General features: G+C 65.3%; 21 protein-coding genes and 1 riboswitch. Of the genes, 7 read left to right on the forward strand and 14 right to left on the reverse strand.

Annotated elements, in window-relative coordinates:
- The first annotated feature begins 198 nt into the window (after nt 1-198).
- On the forward strand, nt 199-657 hold the full coding sequence (locus CH289_RS00015; RefSeq protein WP_019667975.1) for a MepB family protein: 459 nt from the start codon (nt 199-201) through the stop codon (nt 655-657).
- 65 nt (nt 658-722) lie between these two features.
- Nucleotides 723-2,018: a D-alanyl-D-alanine carboxypeptidase family protein gene (locus tag CH289_RS00020; protein WP_019667976.1), complete on the forward strand. Its 1,296-nt coding sequence runs from the start codon at nt 723-725 to the stop codon at nt 2,016-2,018.
- A 2-nt stretch (nt 2,019-2,020) separates the two neighbouring features.
- On the opposite strand, the gene yhjD is transcribed toward CH289_RS00020, so the two are convergent.
- The 9 genes from yhjD to CH289_RS00065 form a co-directional block, all read right to left on the reverse strand.
- Nucleotides 2,021-3,046, reverse strand: a complete 1,026-nt coding sequence (gene yhjD, locus CH289_RS00025; RefSeq protein ID WP_019667977.1) for an inner membrane protein YhjD — start codon at nt 3,044-3,046, stop codon at nt 2,021-2,023.
- Between the two features lie 57 nt (nt 3,047-3,103).
- Complete coding sequence (gene trpS, locus CH289_RS00030) at nt 3,104-4,144, reverse strand: tryptophan--tRNA ligase (protein WP_019667978.1); 1,041 nt, start codon at nt 4,142-4,144, stop codon at nt 3,104-3,106.
- 45 nt (nt 4,145-4,189) lie between these two features.
- Complete coding sequence (locus CH289_RS00035; protein ID WP_080733865.1) at nt 4,190-4,996, reverse strand: exodeoxyribonuclease III; 807 nt, start codon at nt 4,994-4,996, stop codon at nt 4,190-4,192.
- Nucleotides 4,997-5,035: 39 nt separating this feature from the next.
- On the reverse strand, nt 5,036-5,983 hold the full coding sequence (yidC, locus tag CH289_RS00040; protein WP_027499115.1) for a membrane protein insertase YidC: 948 nt from the start codon (nt 5,981-5,983) through the stop codon (nt 5,036-5,038).
- A gap of 88 nt (nt 5,984-6,071) precedes the next feature.
- Entirely contained in the window at nt 6,072-6,341 is a 270-nt protein-coding gene (locus CH289_RS00045) for a DUF6412 domain-containing protein (RefSeq protein ID WP_020113406.1), read from the reverse strand.
- A 73-nt stretch (nt 6,342-6,414) separates the two neighbouring features.
- Complete coding sequence (locus CH289_RS00050) at nt 6,415-6,705, reverse strand: DUF6412 domain-containing protein (RefSeq protein WP_230594203.1); 291 nt, start codon at nt 6,703-6,705, stop codon at nt 6,415-6,417.
- Between the two features lie 56 nt (nt 6,706-6,761).
- Nucleotides 6,762-8,261 (reverse strand): DUF4153 domain-containing protein, encoded by a 1,500-nt coding sequence (locus CH289_RS00055; protein ID WP_231383936.1) that lies wholly within the window; start codon nt 8,259-8,261, stop codon nt 6,762-6,764.
- Nucleotides 8,262-8,361: 100 nt separating this feature from the next.
- Nucleotides 8,362-9,348, reverse strand: a complete 987-nt coding sequence (locus CH289_RS00060) for a sensor histidine kinase (RefSeq protein WP_027499116.1) — start codon at nt 9,346-9,348, stop codon at nt 8,362-8,364.
- Complete coding sequence (locus CH289_RS00065; protein WP_020113409.1) at nt 9,345-10,025, reverse strand: response regulator transcription factor; 681 nt, start codon at nt 10,023-10,025, stop codon at nt 9,345-9,347. Before CH289_RS00065 ends, CH289_RS00060 begins: the two co-directional genes overlap by 4 nt.
- 189 nt (nt 10,026-10,214) lie before the next feature.
- On the opposite strand from CH289_RS00065, the gene CH289_RS00070 reads away from it, so the two are divergent.
- Nucleotides 10,215-11,258, forward strand: a complete 1,044-nt coding sequence (locus tag CH289_RS00070) for an iron-siderophore ABC transporter substrate-binding protein (RefSeq protein ID WP_020113410.1) — start codon at nt 10,215-10,217, stop codon at nt 11,256-11,258.
- A gap of 67 nt (nt 11,259-11,325) precedes the next feature.
- Here CH289_RS00070 and CH289_RS00075 read toward each other — a convergent pair whose 3' ends face one another.
- Complete coding sequence (locus CH289_RS00075) at nt 11,326-12,474, reverse strand: MFS transporter (RefSeq protein WP_033188525.1); 1,149 nt, start codon at nt 12,472-12,474, stop codon at nt 11,326-11,328.
- Between the two features lie 388 nt (nt 12,475-12,862).
- Nucleotides 12,863-12,990: riboswitch (SAM riboswitch) on the forward strand.
- A 177-nt stretch (nt 12,991-13,167) separates the two neighbouring features.
- Here CH289_RS00075 and CH289_RS00080 point away from each other — a divergent pair.
- The gene (locus tag CH289_RS00080; protein WP_080733864.1) at nt 13,168-14,505 is read left to right on the forward strand and encodes a bifunctional o-acetylhomoserine/o-acetylserine sulfhydrylase; all 1,338 of its coding nucleotides are present in this window, start codon (nt 13,168-13,170) and stop codon (nt 14,503-14,505) included.
- Complete coding sequence (metX, locus tag CH289_RS00085) at nt 14,502-15,650, forward strand: homoserine O-acetyltransferase MetX (protein ID WP_094726952.1); 1,149 nt, start codon at nt 14,502-14,504, stop codon at nt 15,648-15,650. Before CH289_RS00080 ends, metX begins: the two co-directional genes overlap by 4 nt.
- Before the next feature lie 30 nt (nt 15,651-15,680).
- Here metX and CH289_RS00090 read toward each other — a convergent pair whose 3' ends face one another.
- The 3 genes from CH289_RS00090 to CH289_RS00100 are packed head-to-tail and all read right to left on the reverse strand — an operon-like array spanning nt 15,681 to nt 17,469.
- Nucleotides 15,681-15,956, reverse strand: coding sequence for a DUF3017 domain-containing protein (locus CH289_RS00090; protein WP_019667990.1), 276 nt, complete (start codon nt 15,954-15,956; stop codon nt 15,681-15,683).
- 6 nt (nt 15,957-15,962) lie between these two features.
- A complete protein-coding gene (locus CH289_RS00095) occupies nt 15,963-16,823 on the reverse strand; it encodes a bifunctional methylenetetrahydrofolate dehydrogenase/methenyltetrahydrofolate cyclohydrolase (RefSeq protein ID WP_179275219.1) in 861 nt (286 codons plus the stop codon).
- 37 nt (nt 16,824-16,860) lie between these two features.
- The gene (locus CH289_RS00100; protein WP_019667992.1) at nt 16,861-17,469 is read right to left on the reverse strand and encodes a pentapeptide repeat-containing protein; all 609 of its coding nucleotides are present in this window, start codon (nt 17,467-17,469) and stop codon (nt 16,861-16,863) included.
- 33 nt (nt 17,470-17,502) lie between these two features.
- On the opposite strand from CH289_RS00100, the gene CH289_RS00105 reads away from it, so the two are divergent.
- Entirely contained in the window at nt 17,503-17,967 is a 465-nt protein-coding gene (locus tag CH289_RS00105) for a tRNA (cytidine(34)-2'-O)-methyltransferase (protein ID WP_026348292.1), read from the forward strand.
- A gap of 54 nt (nt 17,968-18,021) precedes the next feature.
- Here CH289_RS00105 and CH289_RS00110 read toward each other — a convergent pair whose 3' ends face one another.
- Complete coding sequence (locus CH289_RS00110; RefSeq protein WP_020113415.1) at nt 18,022-18,963, reverse strand: DUF4349 domain-containing protein; 942 nt, start codon at nt 18,961-18,963, stop codon at nt 18,022-18,024.
- 240 nt (nt 18,964-19,203) lie between these two features.
- Here CH289_RS00110 and CH289_RS00115 point away from each other — a divergent pair, with 240 nt between their 5' ends.
- A complete protein-coding gene (locus CH289_RS00115) occupies nt 19,204-19,680 on the forward strand; it encodes a DUF6764 family protein (RefSeq protein WP_094726954.1) in 477 nt (158 codons plus the stop codon).
- Nucleotides 19,681-19,961: the final 281 nt, after the last annotated feature.

Consider the following 19,961-nt stretch of genomic DNA (forward strand, 5'->3'; position numbering starts at 1 on the left):
GCAAAGCCGTCACCTCCCGCTGGCTCGACCCCAGCCACGGCGGCATCAACCTCGGATTCCCCGAAAACAACTAGACCCCACGTGAGTGGAAATGTAGGCACTGAGTCAGGAGCGGAGCCCGCGGAGCGACCAGAGAGCACCTACATTTCCACTCACGACGTTTTTCGTATCTGCCGTCGATATAGCAAACTGGTACCAGTGAACGCACAACTACAGCAGCTGAAGTCCCTTGTCCTCGATGCGCGAGGAGCCGTACTGGACAATGCTGTCGCCGAAACCGAAGGTTCCGAATACGGAGCTCATCACCTGACGATCGACGGTCTTTCCGTTCACTTCCGCGTTGCTCGGACCACACCCAAGAAGGTCGGCCAGTTCGTGACGTTCTGGAAGCGCGCGACCGGCGATCAGATCGAGCCCTTCGATGTACGTGACGACTTCGATCGTCTGATCGTTGTCACGTGGACGCCGAAATCGTACGGCTACTTCGAGTTCCCCAAGCACGCACTGTCCGAGCACGGCGTGCTCACGGTGGGGACCACCGAGGGCAAGCGCGGTTTTCGGGTCTACCCCGAATGGGACGAACCGAACAACAGGTCCGGCGTGGCCGCGCAGACCTGGCAGCTCAACTACTTCTCCGACCTGTCCGACCAGATCTGACTGCCCATCGACGGTCCGGTGAGTCGTGCCCGCGTCGCTCACACCGAGACCTAAGGTTGTTCGCGATGAAAACGATTTCGCGAACTGCAGCGGCACTGGCCGCAGCTGCGGTCCTGTTCGTGGCAGCCGGCCCGGCTGCTGCGCAGGAACCCGACCCTCCCGCCGGGACTTCGACCCCGTTCTCGACGCCGAACACCGACGACTGCCCGCAGGCGACGTCGCCACCGCCAGCCATCGATCTGTCCGAGGTGCCGAAGCCCGGGGAGAGCGCGCCCACGCCACTCCCGGTTCCCGCCGACGCCGTGGGCGGTGAGCAACTCGGTTACTGCGGCGTGGTGGTGCCGGACGGTGCACCCGCCCTCCCCGAGGACATCTCTGCGACGGGTTGGGTTCTGTCGGATCTGGACTCGGGTGACGTCATCGCCGCGAAGGATCCGCACGGCCGGTACCGCCCGGCAAGCACGATCAAGATCCTGCTGGCGTTGGTCGCCCTCGACGAGCTCGACCTGAACACCACCGTCGTCGCCACAGCCGAGGACGCGAATGCCGAGGGCAGCGCCGTCGGCATCGGCAAGGGCGGCGTGTACAGCAACTTTCAATTGATGCAGGGCCTGGTGATGGCGTCGGGGAACGACGCTGCGCACGCGTTGGCCTCTCAGATGGGCGGCGACGACGCCACTGTCGCCAAGATGAACGCCAAGGCACGGTCTCTGGGCGCGCTCGACACACGCACGGCGACGCCGTCCGGTCTCGACGGTCCTGGAATGTCCAGTTCTGCATACGATCTCGCGTTGTTCTTCCGTGCGGCGATGGAGAACCCCACGTTCGCTCAGTTGATTTCCACCGAGACCGTTCAGTTTCCGGGCTTCCCCAAGGATCCGAACATCCCCGACGACGTCGACCGTCCAGGATTCACCCTGTCGAACGACAATCAGCTTCTGTACAACTACGACGGCGCCGTGGGCGGCAAAACCGGATACACCGACGACGCACGTCAGACGTTCGTCGGAGGCGCCGACAAGAACGGCAGACGCCTCGCAGTCACCATCATGAAGGGCGACGTGCTGCCGATTCGTCCGTGGGAGCAAGCAGCCAGGCTGCTCGACTACGGCTTCGCGCTACCACCGGGCACGAGTGTGGGAACGCTGGTGCCGCCGGAGTCGGTGGGAGGCGTCACCAGCACACGCACGGCCGCGCCGACTCTGGCATCTCCGCCGGACACTCCGAGCACGGCAGGCGAACGGGAGACGTCCCTCGAGGCGGGTGGTGACACTGCGATACGAATCGGCGTCGCCGTCGTCGGCGGGTTGGTGGTGATCGGGCTCCTGCTGTGGGCTCGGCAACTCCACCGGCGTCGCTGAGGTCAGCGTCTCCGGTTCAAGAACCCGAGCCCGACGGCGGCCAGCGCGCCGGCGCCCACGAGCGCAATTCCGCCGCCGAGGGTCGGGCCCTCGTTGACCTCCACCCGCGTGTTGATGACGGCCGGCTCCGGCGGAGGGACGTAGGCCAGCGCCATGCTTTCTCGGGTCGTCGCCGCAAATGCCGTGGCGAACAGGATGAATCGCGATGTCGTGAACACGAACACGAGGAGACCGATGATGGGGCCGAAGACGACTCCGGCGGGACCGTTGGTGACCGACGCGAGATAGATCGCGGCGATCTGCTTGAAGATCTCGAAGCCGACGGCTGCGATCAAGCCGCCCTTGACCGCGCTGCGGAACGGGACGGGCTCTCTCGGCAGCCTCGAGATGACCCACGTCATCACCGCCCAGGTCGCGGCCAGCGCCAACAGCACCGACACGACTCGTAACAGAATCCCGACGCCGGGAGCCTGGTCGAGATTCGCCAGTTCCAGCAGACTGCGCATGACGGATCCGCCGTTCAACGCCGACAGGCCGAGCGAGAGCGCGAGCGCCAACCCGAGGCCGACGAGTGCCGCGAAATCCTTCAGCTTGGTCGCGAGAAAACTTCCCGGCTCGTGTACGAACTCCCACATCGCCGTCAGCGCCTCGCGCAGATTGGCAATCCACCCAAGACCTGCGTAGAGCGCACCGAGCAGACCGATGATGCCGACGCTCGTTCTGGACTCGACGGCGGTGTCGATCAACGAATTGATGGTCTCGCCGAAGCTTCCCGGAACGTTCTGCGCAATCTGGTCACGGATCTGATCGAGCCACTCCGGCTGACCGACCAGGATGAACCCGGCAGCTGCGAACGCGACCATCAGCAACGGGAACAGCGCGAGGACGCTGAAGTAGGTCATGCCCGCCGCGTAGTAGTCGCCCTTCTGAGCCTGGTATCGAGTTGCTGCGCGGACCGTGTGATCGAACCACGGCCATTTGTCACGACGGTCTTGCAGAGTTGCTGCGAAGTCAGGAACGACAATCACCCTCTTGGAGTCGGGCCCTCGCTGTCAGTCCCCCCAGCCTGTCAGAGAAAGCGTCAGTCAGGAGAGCGGAGCCAAGAACCCCACCCGGTCGTACACCTGCGCCAACGTGCGCGACGCTACTTCCCTGGCCCGATCCGCGCCGTCGGCAAGGATGCGGTCCAATTCGGCAACATCGGACATATACCCGTCGACGCTCGCCTTAAGCGGCGTCACGAACTCGGTCAGCACATCGGCCGTGTCGGATTTGAGGTCGCCGTAGCCTTTTCCCTCGTACCCGGACACGAGGTCCTCGATCGACCGGTCCGAGAGGGCAGACTGGATGACGAGCAGGTTGCTGACGCCCGGCTTGTTCTCGGGATCGAACACAATGTCACGATCGTTGTCCGTGACCGCGGATCGGAGTTTCTTCGCCGTCACCTTGGGGTCGTCGAGAAGGTTCACGATGCCAGCCGGGTTGGATCCGGACTTGCTCATCTTTGAGGTCGGCTCCTGCAGATCGAAGATCTTTGCCGTGCCCTTGATGATGTGCGCGTCGGGCACGACGAACGTCTTCTTGAAGCGAGTGTTGAAACGCTGCGCGAGATCACGGGTCAACTCGAGGTGCTGACGCTGATCCTCGCCGACGGGAACGAGATTGGGGCGATACAGCAGAATGTCGGCAGCCTGGAGAACGGGGTAGGTGAACAGCCCGACAGTGGTCTGGTCACGCCCCTGTTTCGCCGACTTGTCCTTGAACTGCGTCATTCGCCCTGCTTCACCGAATCCGGTGATGCAGTTGAGGACCCACGCGAGCTGCGCGTGTTCGGGAACCTGGCTCTGCACGAACAGAGTGGAGCGCTTCGGGTCGATTCCCACCGCCAGCAGCTGCGCCGCGGCGATGCGAGTGCGGTTGCGCAGCGCCTTGGGGTCCTGGGGAACGGTGATGGCGTGCAGGTCCGGGATGAAGTAGAACGCGTCGTAGTCTTCCTGCAACGCCACCCACTGACGCACCGCACCGAGATAGTTGCCGAGGTGGAACGAATCCCCGGTCGGCTGGATCCCGGACAGAACTCGCTGACGCGGGCCCTGTGGTGCGTCGGTGGGCGAAGGAGAAGACATGCTCGTAATCTTTTCACGCCCGAGCAAGGCGATTCTTCTCAGGTGTTACCGGTACCGGACGGTGACGGGCGCGTGATCGGACCACCGTTGGTCGTAGGCCTCGGCACGTTCGGTGACGGCCTCTTTGGCTCGCTCTGCGAGCGACGCCGTTGCCAGCTGGTAGTCGATACGCCAACCCGCGTCGTTGTCGAACGCCTTCCCCCGGTAGGACCACCAGCTGTACGGTCCTTCGACATCCGGGTGCAGAGCGCGCACGACGTCGGTCCACGGCGCCTTCTCCTTCAGCAGAGCGGAGACCCATGCGCGCTCTTCCGGCAGGAATCCGGAGTTCTTCCGATTGGTCTTCCACGCCTTCAGGTCGGCCTCGGTGTGGGCGATGTTCCAGTCTCCGCACACGACCACGTCTCGATCCGCGGACTTCGCTGCTTTCGCGGATGCGGCGAGGTATTTGGCGAACGCCGCCATGAAGCGTTCCTTCTCCTCTTGGCGTTCGGTACCGACCTCGCCGGACGGCAGGTACAGGCTCGCGACGGACACATCACCGAAATCGGCCTCGATGTAGCGTCCGGAATCGGAGAACTCCTTCGCGCCGATGCCGACCCGGATGGCATCGGGCGCCGTGCGGGACAGGATCGCCACACCGTTGCGCCCCTTCGCCGACGGTTCGGCGGAGGCCAGGTGCCAGCCTGCGTCGAGTGCGGGGGCGAGCGCCTTGGTGAGTTCGCCGTCGTTCGCGCGGGTTTCCTGCAGACAGATCACGTCCGCGTCGGTGGTCTCGAGCCACGGCAACATGCCTTTCCTGGCTGCTGCGCGTACTCCGTTTACGTTGACTGTGGACACGGTGATAGTCACGTAGGGCACCGTAGCCGAGACCACCGACAGACCTGGAATCTATCGGCGTCGACGTTTACGGCCTCCGGGCTTGACACCGGGCCGGGGCTTCGACGGCGCGGCCACCGTGGCGTCGGCCTGCGTCGTCCCGTCGTCCGCGTCGCTGACTGCGGCAGCGAGGGAGTCGATGCGTCGGTAGACCACATGCTGCTGAACATAGGTCCAGAGGTTGTTGCTGACCCAGTAGAGCAGCACGGCAATCGGCAGAAATGGACCGCCGAGCAGTACGCCCGCGGGAAACACCCACAGCGCCAGACGGTTCATCAGCGCCGTCTGCGGATTGGCGCGCGCAGCGTCGTCCTGTCGAGCGATCGACGCACGAGAGTTGAAGTGCGTCGCGATGCCGGCCAGCACCATCAGCGGTACTGCCACCATCGCGATGTCGATCACTGTCGGTACACCGCCGAACGGCGCGAACGCCTCCAGTGTCGCCGCCCCGCTGTTCATCGCGGCGGAGATCGGTGCACCGAAAAGCCGTGCGTCCAGGAATGATTGGACGTCTGTTGCGCTGAAGAAGTAGTTCGCGGTGTTCGCGTTCTCCTCCGGCGACATTCCCAGTTGCCCGATACCGGTGCCGGTTCGGTTGAAGGAGCGGAGCACGTGCAACAGCCCGATGAACACCGGGGCTTGCACCAACACGGGTAGGCAGCCGAGCAGCGGATTGAATCCGTGCGCTTTCTGCAGCTTCTGCATCTCGGCGGCCTGCCGCGCGCGGTCACCGCTGTACTTCTTCTGCAACGCCTTGATCTCCGGTTGCAGTTTCTTCATCGTGAGCTGGGTCCGCACCTGGCTCACGAAGGGTTTGTAGAGCACGAGCCGGAGGGTGAACACCAGGAACATCACGGACAAAGCCCAGGTGATTCCGTTGTCCGGTCCGAGGACCGAGCCGAACACGGTGTGCCAGACCCAGAGGATTCCGGACACGGGGTAGTAGATGAAATCGAGCATGAGAGCACCTCTTCGAGGGAGTCGGTCGATGAACGTCACGACCGATCCCGGCAAGACTCGCCGACGGGAGTGGAGCCTGCGGGAACGGTCAGGTCATCGATCCGGGTGCTCTCGGCATGGGGCGCCCGGGTGCATCAGGGCGGTGTTGGCGACGGAATCGTCCACGCAGACGTCGCTCTTCCGCTGGTGGACCCGGCACCCGGGTTCGGTCCAGTCCGACTGTCGCGTCGACCGCACCGAGAGCGGCGAGTGTTGCCGCAGCGATCCCGAGCAGTAGTCCGCCGACCGTCGACGGGTCGTCGAGGACTGCCAGCAGCAGCAGTACGGTGACGACGAGTGAAACGAAGATTGTGCGCACGAGAACTCCCCGGGTGAACGAACTTCTTTCGGCAGAAAGGGTTCGGGGGCAGAGCCGCGGACGCGAGCGTCGCTCAGTGTGCCCCCACCGGTGCGCCCGGGGCTCTGGGCATGGGGCGGCCCGCTTCGTCGGGCCGTTGCTGACGGCGGAACGACCCGCGGCGCCTGCGTTCTTCTCCCCGTGGTCCGTGTGCGACGCCGAACAGGGCGTCGAGCACGATTCGCCTTGCCGCCGACGACGCGAGCGCCACGGCCACTGCGGTGACGACCAGCCCGAAGGCAACTGTGGTCACGGCGGTGTCGGGAAGGGTGGCGAGCATCAGGAGCAGGACGAGGTATGCCGAGACTGCGCTCAGGTATCGCATTGCCGTCCACCCCTTCCGTTCGCTTCGCCGGTGGCCAGCGTATCGCGTCCATCCGATCACGCGCAGTTCGCGCCTCCGGGACCACGCCCGTCGAGTGCTGCAGCTCGATCCTCGGCAAGGTTCCACTCTGTCCACTTCACCGTTGCCGTGACGTCGGAGAGCACGCAACTGCGATAGGGCTCGGGCAGGCGGTCGAGCTCCGGTGCCGCATCCGCCGAGAGGCTTCGGAGATACCGCGTGTCGATCTTGCCGGTGTCCTCGAACCGCTCGACGCTGTGCCGGGCGACGTACGCGTCCGGATTCAGCGCAGCGAGGGAAAGAACCGCGCCGACGACAGCGACCCCGACAGCTCGCGGCAGCCATTTCCCTGTCATACCGATTCCGGCGACCATGACGAGCACGAACACCGCTCCCAGCAGAACCTCGACGACCGTGACGAACAGACGAAGCGTCGTGTACCCGTATTGACGCTCGTACAGGGACATGCGATGCAAGGCCGAGGCCACCACCACGAGGGCGAGGACGCACAGCAAGCCGAGAACAACCCTCAGATACGTCCGCTGGGTACGAGTACCTCGCGGCGCTGTGCGAACAACGGTGGCCAGTACCAGAAGAGTCAGGGCCGTCACCGCCAGCAACTGCCAGAACCCTTGACGGGCGTACTCGGCGTTGGTGAGGCCGTCCGTCGTGCGCACGTGGCTCTGACCGCCGAACAGTGTTGTCGTCTGAACGGCCACGAACAGGGCGAACACTCCGACGAGAGCCGCGACGGGCACCATCCACTCCCAGAGTGACACCGACGACTTCGACGGCCGCGCGAGCAGATCGAAGTGCGGTCGATTGACCGCCAGATACGCCGCACCCAGTGTCGCTGCGCCGACGAAGGTGAACACGAGGATGCGTGTCACGGTGCCACCGAGATCCCAGTCGGGAGTCGCCGCGTCGACGATCTTCCCGAATGTCGGGTCGGCTGCAGCGAACAGCGCGCCGAACACGATCACCAGCATCACCGTCGATGCGAAGACCGCGGCCAGTCGGCGCGGGTGGGCACGGTCGGTGTCCAGCCGCCGCGCACCGGTGGACGCCCATCTCCACGTGCGGACCGGCAGAAACAGCGGAGCCAAGGCCCCCAGCCCGAGACCTCGCCAGGTCCATGAGCCGGAGAGTACCGCCGCAGCAACGACTATCGACGTCCATATGCACAGTGCCACCAGCCATTCCGCTGCGCGGACGGTCGCGACCGATCCCAGCAGAAGCACTCCGCTCGCGCCGGCGAGCTGCCACGGGGTGGGCCTTTCCCGCAGTGCGAAGGCGACTGCGGCGACGATGACGGCCGTGGTGATGGAGTATCCGACGCCCTGTCCTCCGAGTACCGATGCCCCCACCGCACCTGCGGACATCGCGGCGATCAAAGCCTTTCGCGGCGCCGATGCGTGGCGGAGCACCGGCCACACTCGCGGGGCCCACGGTGACCATCGACGCGATGACCGGTTGCTCGGCGGAAGCACCGGAGCCGGCCCGGTGGAGGTGGACTTCGGTGTAGTGATTGCGTTCATTTCCTCTACCTCACAGTTGTTCTGGGCAGGACTTGGAGCGACGACACGCCTGTGCGTGCGCCGTGAGTGAAAGTGGTTCTCGTGTGGGACCGGGCAGGGTTCAGTTCTGTGGAAGGCACACCCGGATGTGGCACCCGGGTGATCTGTCCAGGACTTCTATCGTCCCGCCGTGCAGTTCGGTCGCCCACCGGGCGATCGCCAGACCGAGTCCGGTTCCGCCGCCTGTGGCACCACCTCTGGTGAACCTGTCGAAGACCGAAAAACGTTCGGAGGGCGAGATTCCCGGACCGTCGTCGGACACCTCGATCCTGACCCCTTCCGGTGCAGGCATCGCGGACACTGTGACGGCCGAGCCCGGAGGGGAATGCTCGACTGCATTGCTCAGCAGGTTCGTCACGATCTGCTGCACTCGTGACCGGTCGGCGGACATCTGCAGCTGGTGCGGCGTCACCACGACGCGCACACGCCCGTACTCCGACGCCACCGCGCCGAGGAAGTCGTGCACACCGAATCGTTCCGGCCGCAGTGGGAGCACTCCCCCTTCGAGCCGGGACAGATCCAGCAACTCGGTCACCAGGTCACCGAGCTTCTCCGTCTGACGCAGCGCGACGTTCAGCGTGGCAGGATCGGGCTCGGTCACGCCGTCGACCATGTTTTCCAGCACCGCACGAAGTGCCGCGATCGGCGTCTTGAGTTCGTGGGAGACGTTTCCGATGAGCTCACGCCGGTACGTGTCGGCTGCTTCGAGATCAGCGGACATCGTATTGAAGGCCTCGGCGAGTTGGCCGACCTCGTCACGCGAGCTCGCGCGCACCCGCGTCGTATAGTCCCCTCGTGCCATTGCGCGGGCCGCGGCCGTCATCTCTCGCAGCGGTGAAGTCATACCGTGCGCCACCAATTGCGTTGCTGCGATGGACACCACGAGCGCGGCCAGCAGCGTGTAGCGGAACTGCCAGCTCGCACCGATCCAGAACGTCACGCTTGCCAACAGCAGAACGATCCCCACGATCAGAGCGACCTTGAGTTTGAACGACGTCAGCGAGTCCAGCGGTCGCGGCAACCGGACAAGCGGGATCGGAGCCCTCATCGTGGAGTCTCCAGCGCGTACCCGACGCCGTGAACGGTCCGGATCAGCGTGCCGCCGAGCTTGCGGCGCAACGCCTTCACATGACTGTCCACGGTCCGACTGCTGGCAGAATCCTCCCAACCCCACAGTTCGGCGAGGAGGGTGTCGCGGGCGACCGCAGCGCCGGGTCGAGCCGACAGGAATGCAAGGATGTCGAATTCGGTTCGGGTGAGGTGAATTTCACCGTCGGGTCCGCTCACGCGTCGCGCATCGTGGTCGATTCGAAACGCGCCGAGCGTCATCGCCGCCGTCGCAGTCGATGCCGCGGCGGTGCGTTCGGCGCGACGAAGGAGTGCGTGCACCCGCGCGACGACCTCGCGCATACTGAACGGCTTGGAGAGATAGTCGTCGGCGCCGACGCCGAGTCCGACGAGCATGTCGGTCTCGTCCGACTTCGCGGTCAGCATCAGCACCGGAATCGGACGGTCCGCCTGGATCCGTCGGCACACCTCCAGGCCGTCGAAGCCCGGCAGCATGACGTCGAGAACTACGACGTCCGGCTTCTCGCGGGCACAGACCTCGACCGCCGACGGTCCGTCGTGCGCCGTCACCACGCCGAAACCTTCGCCGCGGAGTCGTGCGGCCAACGCGTCGGAGATCGTGGGTTCGTCGTCGACGACCAGCACTGTGCGGTTCATGATGTCGACCCTAGAGCCCGAACATGGAGGAGTCCGTCGGGAAATGTGGAGGTTCGGTGAAGATCCGTCGGGCCGCGCGGGCGTCGCGGGACACGGCCTGATTCCGTCACATAAGGGTCGGCTACCCTTACGGATCCGAGCGAGGCCCGACAGAACTCGAGCCACGTCACCCCCTCGAAAGGCACCTTCATGGTCGAATCCACGCGACTGCTTCGGTGGGCCGCCGCCGCGGCAGCTGCCGCGCTCCTGCTGTCCGCATGCTCGAGTTCGTCCGACGACACGGCGAGCACTCCCACCAGCGGTTCCGAGTCGAGCGGGGCGTTTCCGGTGACCGTCGACCACGCCTTCGGCGAGACGACGGTGGAATCGGAACCGCAACGCGTCGTCTCCGTCGGTTACACCGAGCAGGACACCCTCCTCGCACTCGGCGTGATCCCCGTCGGCGTCACCGAATGGTACGGCGAGCAGCCGTACGCCACCTGGCCGTGGGCACAGGACGCGCTCGGCGACGCACAACCGGAGGTGCTCGACATCGCCGACGGCTTTCAGTACGAACGGATCGTCGGGCTCGAGCCCGATCTGATCATCGCGACCAACGCGGGTCTGGATCAGGAATCCTACGACCGGCTCAGCGAGATCGCGCCGACCATTGCACACTCCGGCGAGTACTCCGAGTACTTCGAACCGTGGGATGTTCAAGCTCGCAGCATCGGCGCCGCCGTCGGCAAGAAGGACGACGTCGAGAATCTCATCGCGGGCGTCGACGAGAAGTTCGCAGCCGCGAGGGCCGAGCACCCGGAGTTCGAGGGAACCAAGGCGATCTTCCTGCAGAACGCAATCTACGACGGCGACGCCATCGCCTACCAGAACGGCTTGAGCACGGACTTTCTGACCGATCTCGGGTTCGTCGTGCCGTCGGACATCGATGAATTCGCACCCGCGGACGGCAGCGGCCAGGCATACATTCCGCTCGAGAACCTGTCGGTCCTCGATTCGGCCGACGTGCTGCTCTGGGGCACCGAGAAGCCCGAAGATCGCACCGCACTCGAGCAGGAGCGGGTGTATCGGAACCTCGAGCGGGTGAAAGAGAACAAGCTCGTGTTCACCGATGGCGTCACAGCAGGCGCGATCTACTTCACCAGCGTCCTGAGCTTGCCGTACGTGATCGACAAGTTGGTCCCGGCGTTCGCCGGCACGCTCGCCGGGGGCGGCGCAGCCACCACCACGAGTTGACCGACCTCGGCCTGGATCTCTCGGACGCACACCGAGCGGTGCGCATCGAAAGATCCAGGCGAGTCGATCAAGCAGCGCGGGCGTCGGTCCGTCGCTGCATCCACATCGCGATGGACAGGACGACGAGGCCTGCGACGGCCAGGATGGCACCTGCAGCCGCGGGTGCCGTGTACCCGAAGCCGGCGGCGATGACGGCACCACCGAGCGCGGCACCGATTGCATTGGCGAGGTTGAACGCCGCGTGATTGAGCGACGCCGCCAGTGTCTGAGCGTCCTCGGCGACGTCCATCAACCGGGTCTGCAGTCCGGGGATCACCGACGAGCCCGACGCGCCGATCAGGAACACCAGGATCAGCGCGCTGATCGGGTTGTGTGCGGCCAGAACGAACGCAGCCAGGAACACAGCCATCGATGCCAGCCCGAAGAACGTTCCCTTCAGCTTGAAGCGGTCCGCGAGCCATCCGCCGAAGTAGTTGCCGGCAACCATGCCGAGGCCGTAGATCATCAGCGCGACCGGCACCAGAGTGCGTGCCAGTCCCGCGACATCGGTCAGCGTCGACGAGATGTAGGTGTACACGGCGAACATGCCACCGAAGCCGACCATGCCGACGAACAGCGTCATCCACACCTGGCTGCGGCGAAGTGCACCGAGCTCCGTGATCGGATTGGTGGTCGGCATGCCGTCGAGACGAGGCATCCACATGATCAAGGCGGTGACGGTGAGTGCACCGATCACCCCGACGACGGCGAACGCACTGCGCCAGCCGAGAAGTTGCCCGAGCCAGGTAGCTGCGGGGACACCGACGACGTTGGCTATCGAGAGCCCCATCATGACCATCGCAACAGCTTTGGCGCGCTTGCCCGGCTCGGCGAGATGCGCCGCGACGAGCGCCGCGATACCGAAGTACGCACCGTGAGGCAAGCCCGCGACGAACCTGGACGCGACCAATTCGTTGAAACTGGGAGCGAACACGGTACCGAGGTTGCCAAGAGTGAACGCCACCATCAGAGCGATCAACAGTGCTCGACGCGGTACACGCGCGGCCAGCGTCGCGATCGCGGGCGCACCGACGACGACGCCGAGGGCGTACGCCGAGATCATGTGACCGGCCGAGGGCTCGGAGATACCCATGCTCGACGCCACGTCGGGAAGCAGACCCATCGACGCGAACTCGGTGGTCCCGATACCGAACCCACCGATCGACAGGGCGAACATCGCGAACCGTCTCCGCGTGGAGTGCGGACGGTTACTGGTACTCAGGCCGCTCGACACCTTCGAACGCACGGCGCCGACATTCCTGGCGAGGGCGGAATCGGTGACAGACACGGCACAACGACCTTTCGGGGTTTCGGGATCGATCAAGAAGAAAAAGGACGGACTGGATCGGCAACGTCCCAGGCGTCAATTGTCATCCCCGGCACAAGCGATTTTCGAATCCTCCGGCGGTGATAGTGCTCACGCCGCCGTCCAACGGTCGATCCGCAGGCCCCACTACTACCTTTATAGTGCTCATTCCGCAGGCTCCACTCCCGGCCGTCGGCAGGCGTGTTGTGGCCGGACTGCTTGTTTCCCGAAGTCGATCGCACCGCTAGGATTCACGCCAGGTCATGAGTGCCAGCATCGAGCCCCGGCTTGCTGGCCGGCAACCCTCCAACCGCGGTGGGGTGCCCCGGGTGAGAAGACCTGGTTAGTCGGCTGCGCACACGCGTTGCCGTCGAGCAAGCGCGGGCCCGCCACGGTGATGTCACATGATGTCGGTGGGCCCACTGACCGGGAGTTGTCCGACACGTCGGCGGCCCCAGGAAGAGGTTGATCATGTGTTGTTGTACCGATACGCCCCGCCCCGGCTTTCCGGACGAGAGCCGATTCGAAACCTGATCATCCTTCGAAGACGGAGTTATCACTCACATGACCGACAACACCCCTGACGTCGTGGACGCAACCGGCGCCCCCATCGAAGACCCCACTGCTTCGTGGGCTTTCGAGACCAAGCAGATTCACACGGGTCAGACTCCGGACGGCGCGACCAACGCGCGCGCTCTGCCCATCTACCAGACCACGTCGTACACGTTCGACAACACCGATCACGCCGCCGCACTGTTCGGGCTGGCAGAACCGGGCAACATCTACACCCGCATCATCAACCCCACCCAGGACGTGGTCGAGCAGCGCATCGCTGCTCTCGAGGGCGGCGTCGCCGCGCTGCTCCTGGCGTCCGGGCAGGCCGCCGAGACGTTCGCGATCCTCAACCTCGCGGAAGCGGGCGATCACATCGTCTCCAGCCCTCGTCTGTACGGCGGAACGTACAACCTGTTTCACTACACGCTTCCGAAGTTCGGTGTGCAGGTCACGTTCGTCGAGGATCCGGACGATCTCGAGCAGTGGCGCGCAGCCATCACCCCGAACACCAAAGCGTTCTACGGCGAGACCATCTCCAACCCGAAGAACGACATTCTCGACATCCCCGGTATCTCCGCCGTGGCGCACGAGAACGGGATTCCGCTCATCGTCGACAACACCGTCGCGACTCCGTATCTCATCCAGCCGCTGAAGCACGGCGCGGACATCGTCGTGCATTCGGCGACGAAGTACCTCGGTGGGCACGGCACCGCCATCGCGGGCGTCATCGTCGACGGTGGCACCTTCGATTGGACGCAGGGGCGCCACACCAACTTCACGACGGCCGATCCCAGCTATCACGGCGTCGTGTTCGCGGACCTCGGTGCTCCGGCGTTCGCGCTCAAGGCCCGCGTCCAGTTGCTGCGTGATGTCGGCGCGGCCGTGTCTCCGTTCAACGCGTTCCTCATCAGCCAGGGGCTCGAGACGTTGAGTCTGCGCATCGAACGTCACGTCGAGAACGCACAGAAGGTGGCGGCGTTCCTCGAGGCGCGGGACGAGGTGGAGTCCATCAACTACGCGGGTCTGAAGTCCTCGCCGTGGTACGGCCGCGGCCAGGAACTTGCACCGAAGGGCCAGGGCGCCATCATCGCGTTCGAGCTGAAGGGCGGCGTCGACGCCGGCAAGAAGTTCGTCAACGCGCTGAGCCTTCACAGCCATGTGGCTAACATCGGTGATGTGCGTTCACTCGTCATTCACCCCGCCTCGACCACACATTCGCAGTTGACGCCGGAGGAGCAGCTGGCCTCGGGCGTCACTCCGGGCCTGGTCAGGCTCGCTGTGGGTATCGAAGGGATCGACGATATTCTCGCCGATCTCGAAACCGGATTCGCAGCGGCGGCGTCTTGACCATCGGCTCTGTGCACGACGTCCGTCCGGCTGCGGGATTCCCGCCGCCGGACGGACGGCTCGGCAGTATCGACATCGGCCGGCTCGACCTCGAGAGCGGTGCCTCGCTACCCCAGGTGACCGTTGCGGTGCAGCGCTGGGGAGAGCTCGCACCCGGACGTGACAACGTGGTTCTCGTCGAGCACGCCCTCACCGGCGATTCGCACGTCAGCGGACCCGCCGACGCGGATCACGCGTTGCCCGGCTGGTGGAACGGGATGGTCGGACCCGGCGCACCGATAGACACCGACGAGTGGTGCGTCGTCGCATCGAACGTCCTCGGTGGCTGCGGTGGAACGACGGGTCCCAGCTCGCTCGCCGAGGACGGTAAGCCGTACGGCAGCCGATTCCCCGGCATCTCCATTCGCGACCAGGTTGCGGCCGAGGTCGCGCTCGCGGATGCGCTCGGCATCCACCGCTTCGCTGCTGTTGTCGGCGGTTCCATGGGCGGCATGCGCACACTGGAGTGGATCGTCGGCCATCCCGAGCGTGTCGGCGCCGCTCTCGTACTCGCCGTCGGCGCCCGCGCCACTGCGGACCAGATCGGTACGCAGACCACTCAGATCGAAGCGATCGCGTCGGATCCGGACTGGCAGGGCGGTGATTACCACGGCACGGCTCGATCCCCTCGCGCTGGACTGAAGATCGCTCGTCGCATCGCGCACCTGACCTATCGCACCGAGAGCGAGCTCGACCTCCGGTTCGAGAACAACCCCCAGGGCGACGAGAACCCGTGGAACGGTGGCCGATACGCCGTCGACAGCTACCTTCAGCACCAGGCCAACAAGTTGGCCGACAGGTTCGACGCAAGCACGTACGTATTACTGAGCGAGGCGATGAACCGGCACGACATCGGTCGGGGACGCGGTGGCGTCGACGAAGCCCTGGCGCGCGCGACGGTGCCGACCATCGTCGGCGGTGTGGATTCCGACCGGTTGTATCCGCTGCGTCAGCAGAAGGAGATCGCGCGCGGTCTACCCGAGTGCCGTGGACTCGAAGTCATTCAGTCCAGAGACGGTCACGACGGCTTTCTCACCGAAGCCGGGTCCGTCGCGAAGCTGCTCGGCGAGACGATGCAGCACGCACGCGCTGCTCGCCACGCCTGAACTCAGGAGTCGACCGACTCGGTGCGGCGCTCAGTCCGTACCGAGTGGGTCGATCGAGGACGACAGAAAGACGATGGCGCCGCCCACCAGCGCGAGGGCGGACACGTCGAAGCCACGGCTTCGTACCGCGAGCAGCCCCACGCGGTTTTCGGGAACACACAGCCGGAACCCCGCCGCGAGAAGAGTGGCCACGCCCAGCACGAACGATCCGCGGCGCCACCGGTCCGCGAGCACGAGCACGAGCGCGGCCGCGAGGACGACCATCACGGCCAGTAGAGGCAGGTTCTTGCGGATCTGAGCGCCCATGCGACGTCAGACCGTCGCCGGGAGGTCTCGCTCGGCACGTTCGACAACGTTGGACAGCAGGAAGGCGCGAGTGAGCGGTCCCACGCCCCCGGGATTGGGTGAGACGAATCCCGCGACGTCCGCGACGCCTGCAGCGACGTCGCCGCGCAGACCATCCTCGGTCCTGCTGACGCCGACGTCGAGGACCGCAGCACCCGGCTTGACCATGTCGGCGGTGATGATGCCCGGCACACCGGCGGCCGCGATGACGATGTCGGCGCGAGACACCTCGGCCGCAAGATCACGAGTTCCGGTGTGGCACAGCGTCACTGTCGCGTTCTCCGACCTGCGAGTCAGCAGGAGTCCGATCGGGCGGCCCACCGTCACACCGCGACCGACGACGACGGCGTGAGCGCCGTCGATCCGTACGTCGTACCGACGCAGCAGATGCACGATTCCGCGCGGTGTGCACGGCAGCGCAGCGTCCTTGCCCAGCACCAGACGCCCGAGGTTGATCGGGTGCAGGCCGTCGGCATCCTTGTCCGGGTCGATGCGTTCGAGCGCCGCGTTCTCGTCGAGATGCTTCGGCAACGGAAGTTGGACGATGTATCCGGTGCACGCCGGATTGGCATTGAGTTCGTCGATGACGGCTTCGAGATCCGCCTGGGTGATGTCGGCGGGGAGATCGCGTCGAATCGATGTGATCCCGACCTTCGCGCAGTCGTTGTGCTTGCCCCGCACGTAGGCGGCCGAACCCGGGTCGTCGCCGACGAGAACCGTCGCGAGGCCGGGAACGATACCGTTCTCCCGCAGGGTCCGAACCCGCTCGGTGAGATCGACGAAAATCTCGTCGCGGGTCGTCTTGCCGTCCAGAATCGTTGCAGTCACGACCCACATTGTTCCAGGTCTGTCACCGGCCGATTTCTCACCCCTCGACAGCGAGTCCCTGCGCTTGCGCGTAGGCCACCGCCTGGGTGAGCTCGATCTTCGTGCCGACGAGCGAGGTTCCCACCCAGAGCGCCCCGTCTACCCTCGACCCGCGCAGATCCGCGGCGTCGAGTTTGGCGCCGGTGGCTCGCGCGCCGGAGAGGTCGACCGACACGAGCGTCGCCTTGCGCAGGTCGGTGTTCACGAGGTTGGCCTCGACGAATCGACATCCCGTCAGGTCCACTCCACGCAGGTCGGCGCCGCCCATCCCTGCCAGAGTGAAGTCGACCTCGTCGAACGTCGCGGGCCGCAGCCTGCAGTCCACGAATGTCGAACCCATGAACGTCGAATTGCGAAAAGTGGAGTGCAGCAAATTGGTTCGAGTGAAAGTACAGGACCGGAAGGCCGCGTCGCGGTGGACCGATTCGGTCAGATCGGCGCCGGTGAAGTCGCACTCGGTGAACACCACGGACGTCGTCTCCAGGCCGCTGAGGTCCGCATCCCGGAAGGTGCAGGCCACGTAACTTCGGCCGTTCCACCGTTGCCGATCGAGTCTGCTGTCGGAGTAGTCCTCGCCGATGATCTGTTCCTCGTCCACCTGCACCATCCTTCCCCGACGCGTGGTGGCAGAGTGAGCCGGGTGTTTCGACTCATGTTCTTCGAGCCCCGGATTCCTCAGAACACCGGCAACGCAATTCGCCTCGTCGCAGGCACGGGGTGCGAACTCCACCTCGTCGGCCCGCTGGGCTTCGACATGTCCGAGCCCAAACTCAAACGAGCGGGACTCGACTACCACGACCTCGCATCGGTGACCGTGCACGAGAACCTCGCCGCAGCGTGGGAAGCACTGAAGCCCGATCGCGTCTTCGCGTACACCGCTCACTCGACGCGATTCCACACGTCCGTCGACTACCTCCCGGGCGACGTTCTCCTCTTCGGCCCCGAGCCGACCGGGCTCCCCGACGACGTCCTGGGCGACGATCGCGTCACCGACCGGTTGCGCATCCCCATGATCCCAGGGCGGCGATCGCTGAATCTCGCGAACTCGGCCGCCGTCGTGATGTACGAGGCCTGGCGTCAACACGGATTCGACGGGGCGGTGTGAGTCCGGCTCGACTCACTCCGGTCCGGTACTGCTGCACCGCAGACCGACAGGGATTCATTCCCGAGGCGCGGCGTTGCCTTCGCTCTCGTCGGTCCCCACGCCGTCGGTCCCGACGGCATCCGTGTCGTCGCTGTTGTCTTTCTCGACTGTCCGGCGCGGCCGGACTGCACGCACCGTCCGCACCACCGCGTAGACGACACCTGCTCCCACCACCAGCGCACCCAGCCACGGAATCGCACGCCCCACGGCAACGATCCCGTCTCCGATCGCGTCGAGCAACGAGTTCCACCCGGAGACCAGGCCGTCGAGGAAGTTGTCCGGTCCGGGCGACGGCGTGACGTCGTCGGTGCTGAATTGCACTGTGATGGTGGACAGTTCCACTTGATCGCCGAGGTAGCTGCGTTGCGAGACCAACCCGTCGAGCTCGCCTTGCCTGCTCGACAGCGCCGATTCCGCTTCGATCAGGTCGGCCGTGTTCGTCGCACCGGCGATGAGCGCCCGCAACCGATCGACCGACGCCTGAAGAGCCGCGATCCTGGCGTCGAGGTCCTGGTACTGCATGGTGACGTCGTCACGAGTGATGCTGACGCTGGTGACCTTGCCGAGGGCAGAGATCCTGTCGACGGTCACGGTCAGCTCGTCCGCGGGGATCCTGGCGGTGATGGAACTACTGGCCGTCGAGTTCTCCGTCGCTGGATTCTCGGTTCGGTTGTCGATGCGGCCTCCGGCGCTCTCCACCGCGCCGACCGCCTCGCGTGCAGCGTCGACGGGATCGTCGGCGGTGACGTAGATCTGGCCCGTGACAACCTCTTTGCGTTCGACGGGCGAGGGCGCCTGCTCTCGCACCGCTCCGCCGGAGTCCGGCGCGAGCGCGACACCGGGCGAGGTGAACGACGAATCCGCCGCCGGCGGACCCGCTGGACCGTCGGACGACCCGCTGCATCCGGCGAGAACCACCAGCGCTCCGGCAAGAACGACGACAAGACTGCGCTTCATCTTCGAAGATGCTAGAGCACCATCGACATGCGGAAGACGGCCACGACATCGACGGTGACGAATCGTTACATCCATTGGGAACATTCACTGATGACCTGACGCCCGAACCGGGGTACGGTGTGCCGCATCGACCCATTTGCAAGATTCCGTGAAGGAGCCCCCCTGTTGTTCGCTGTTCCGTCTTTCTCTCTGCTCCGCCGCTCGCCCCAGGATGGCTCCTCCTTCCGCTCCAGTAGTCGAATGTCCCGTGCTGCAGCAGCTTTCGCTGTCGGTGGCGGCATCGTCGCTGCTGGTTTCGCCGGCGTCGGCGTGGCCTCCGCGGCACCGGTGACGTGCGTGTCCCCTCCGTCCGCGAACGACATCCAGGTCGACGGTTACGCCAGCTGCGGCGCCACCGCTCAGGACGCGTCACGCGCTACCGCAACCGCAACCGACAGCGGCACCGCCGTCAGCGTCGCCGAGGGCGCGGGCAGCACCTCCACGTTGGCAACCGGCTACGGCACGGCACTCGGGGCCTCGCGCGCCGGAGGCACCGCGTACGCCGGAGCCATCGGCGGCGGAATCGCGCATTCCTGGGCGGACAACGGCGGAACCACCATCGCCATCGCGGGTTGGGGTTCGGGAGCAACCGCCGAAGCCGCAGGCGTCGATTGCGTCGGCCAGTGGTCGCTCGCCCTCAACCTGTCCTCGGGCCAGTTCTGCGCGTTGGGCAACTGACGCTCACCGACACAGTCGTCGTGAAATCCCGCCACCGTCGTCGGTGGCGGGATTTTTCGTCGAGATACACGACTCCGCCGCAACGAACTACGACCAAAGGTAGTACCCGAGCCGTTGCGGGTTTACGATGACTCCACTCGCATCTTCAGGAGGACTGTGTGACTGCCCTAGCGCCTAGGCCCACTCCCGCTGTGACGGCGGCTCGGCCTTTTCCGCCGCGGATGGGACCTAAGGGTTCGTTCGTTCACAAGGCGATTACGACCACTGATCCCAAGGTGTTG

This window comes from Rhodococcus sp. RS1C4 (assembly GCF_002258225.1).
Lineage (GTDB): Bacteria > Actinomycetota > Actinomycetes > Mycobacteriales > Mycobacteriaceae > Rhodococcoides > Rhodococcoides fascians_E.

What these genes read in the sequence shown, in the direction of transcription:
- CH289_RS00020 (WP_019667976.1), top strand. Translation starts at nt 723, where the DNA reads ATGAAAACGATTTCGCGAACTGCAGCGGCACTGGCCGCAGCTGCGGTC.
- trpS (WP_019667978.1), bottom strand. Translation starts at nt 4,144, where the DNA reads ATGTCTTCTCCTTCGCCCACCGACGCACCACAGGGCCCGCGTCAGCGA.
- yidC (WP_027499115.1), bottom strand. Translation starts at nt 5,983, where the DNA reads ATGCTCGATTTCATCTACTACCCCGTGTCCGGAATCCTCTGGGTCTGG.
- CH289_RS00050 (WP_230594203.1), bottom strand. Translation starts at nt 6,705, where the DNA reads ATGCGATACCTGAGCGCAGTCTCGGCATACCTCGTCCTGCTCCTGATG.
- CH289_RS00055 (WP_231383936.1), bottom strand. Translation starts at nt 8,261, where the DNA reads ATGAACGCAATCACTACACCGAAGTCCACCTCCACCGGGCCGGCTCCG.
- CH289_RS00060 (WP_027499116.1), bottom strand. Translation starts at nt 9,348, where the DNA reads ATGAGGGCTCCGATCCCGCTTGTCCGGTTGCCGCGACCGCTGGACTCG.
- CH289_RS00065 (WP_020113409.1), bottom strand. Translation starts at nt 10,025, where the DNA reads ATGAACCGCACAGTGCTGGTCGTCGACGACGAACCCACGATCTCCGAC.
- CH289_RS00070 (WP_020113410.1), top strand. Translation starts at nt 10,215, where the DNA reads ATGGTCGAATCCACGCGACTGCTTCGGTGGGCCGCCGCCGCGGCAGCT.
- CH289_RS00075 (WP_033188525.1), bottom strand. Translation starts at nt 12,474, where the DNA reads ATGTTCGCCCTGTCGATCGGTGGGTTCGGTATCGGGACCACCGAGTTC.
- CH289_RS00080 (WP_080733864.1), top strand. Translation starts at nt 13,168, where the DNA reads ATGACCGACAACACCCCTGACGTCGTGGACGCAACCGGCGCCCCCATC.
- CH289_RS00090 (WP_019667990.1), bottom strand. Translation starts at nt 15,956, where the DNA reads ATGGGCGCTCAGATCCGCAAGAACCTGCCTCTACTGGCCGTGATGGTC.
- CH289_RS00100 (WP_019667992.1), bottom strand. Translation starts at nt 17,469, where the DNA reads ATGGTGCAGGTGGACGAGGAACAGATCATCGGCGAGGACTACTCCGAC.
- CH289_RS00110 (WP_020113415.1), bottom strand. Translation starts at nt 18,963, where the DNA reads ATGAAGCGCAGTCTTGTCGTCGTTCTTGCCGGAGCGCTGGTGGTTCTC.
- CH289_RS00115 (WP_094726954.1), top strand. Translation starts at nt 19,204, where the DNA reads ATGTCCCGTGCTGCAGCAGCTTTCGCTGTCGGTGGCGGCATCGTCGCT.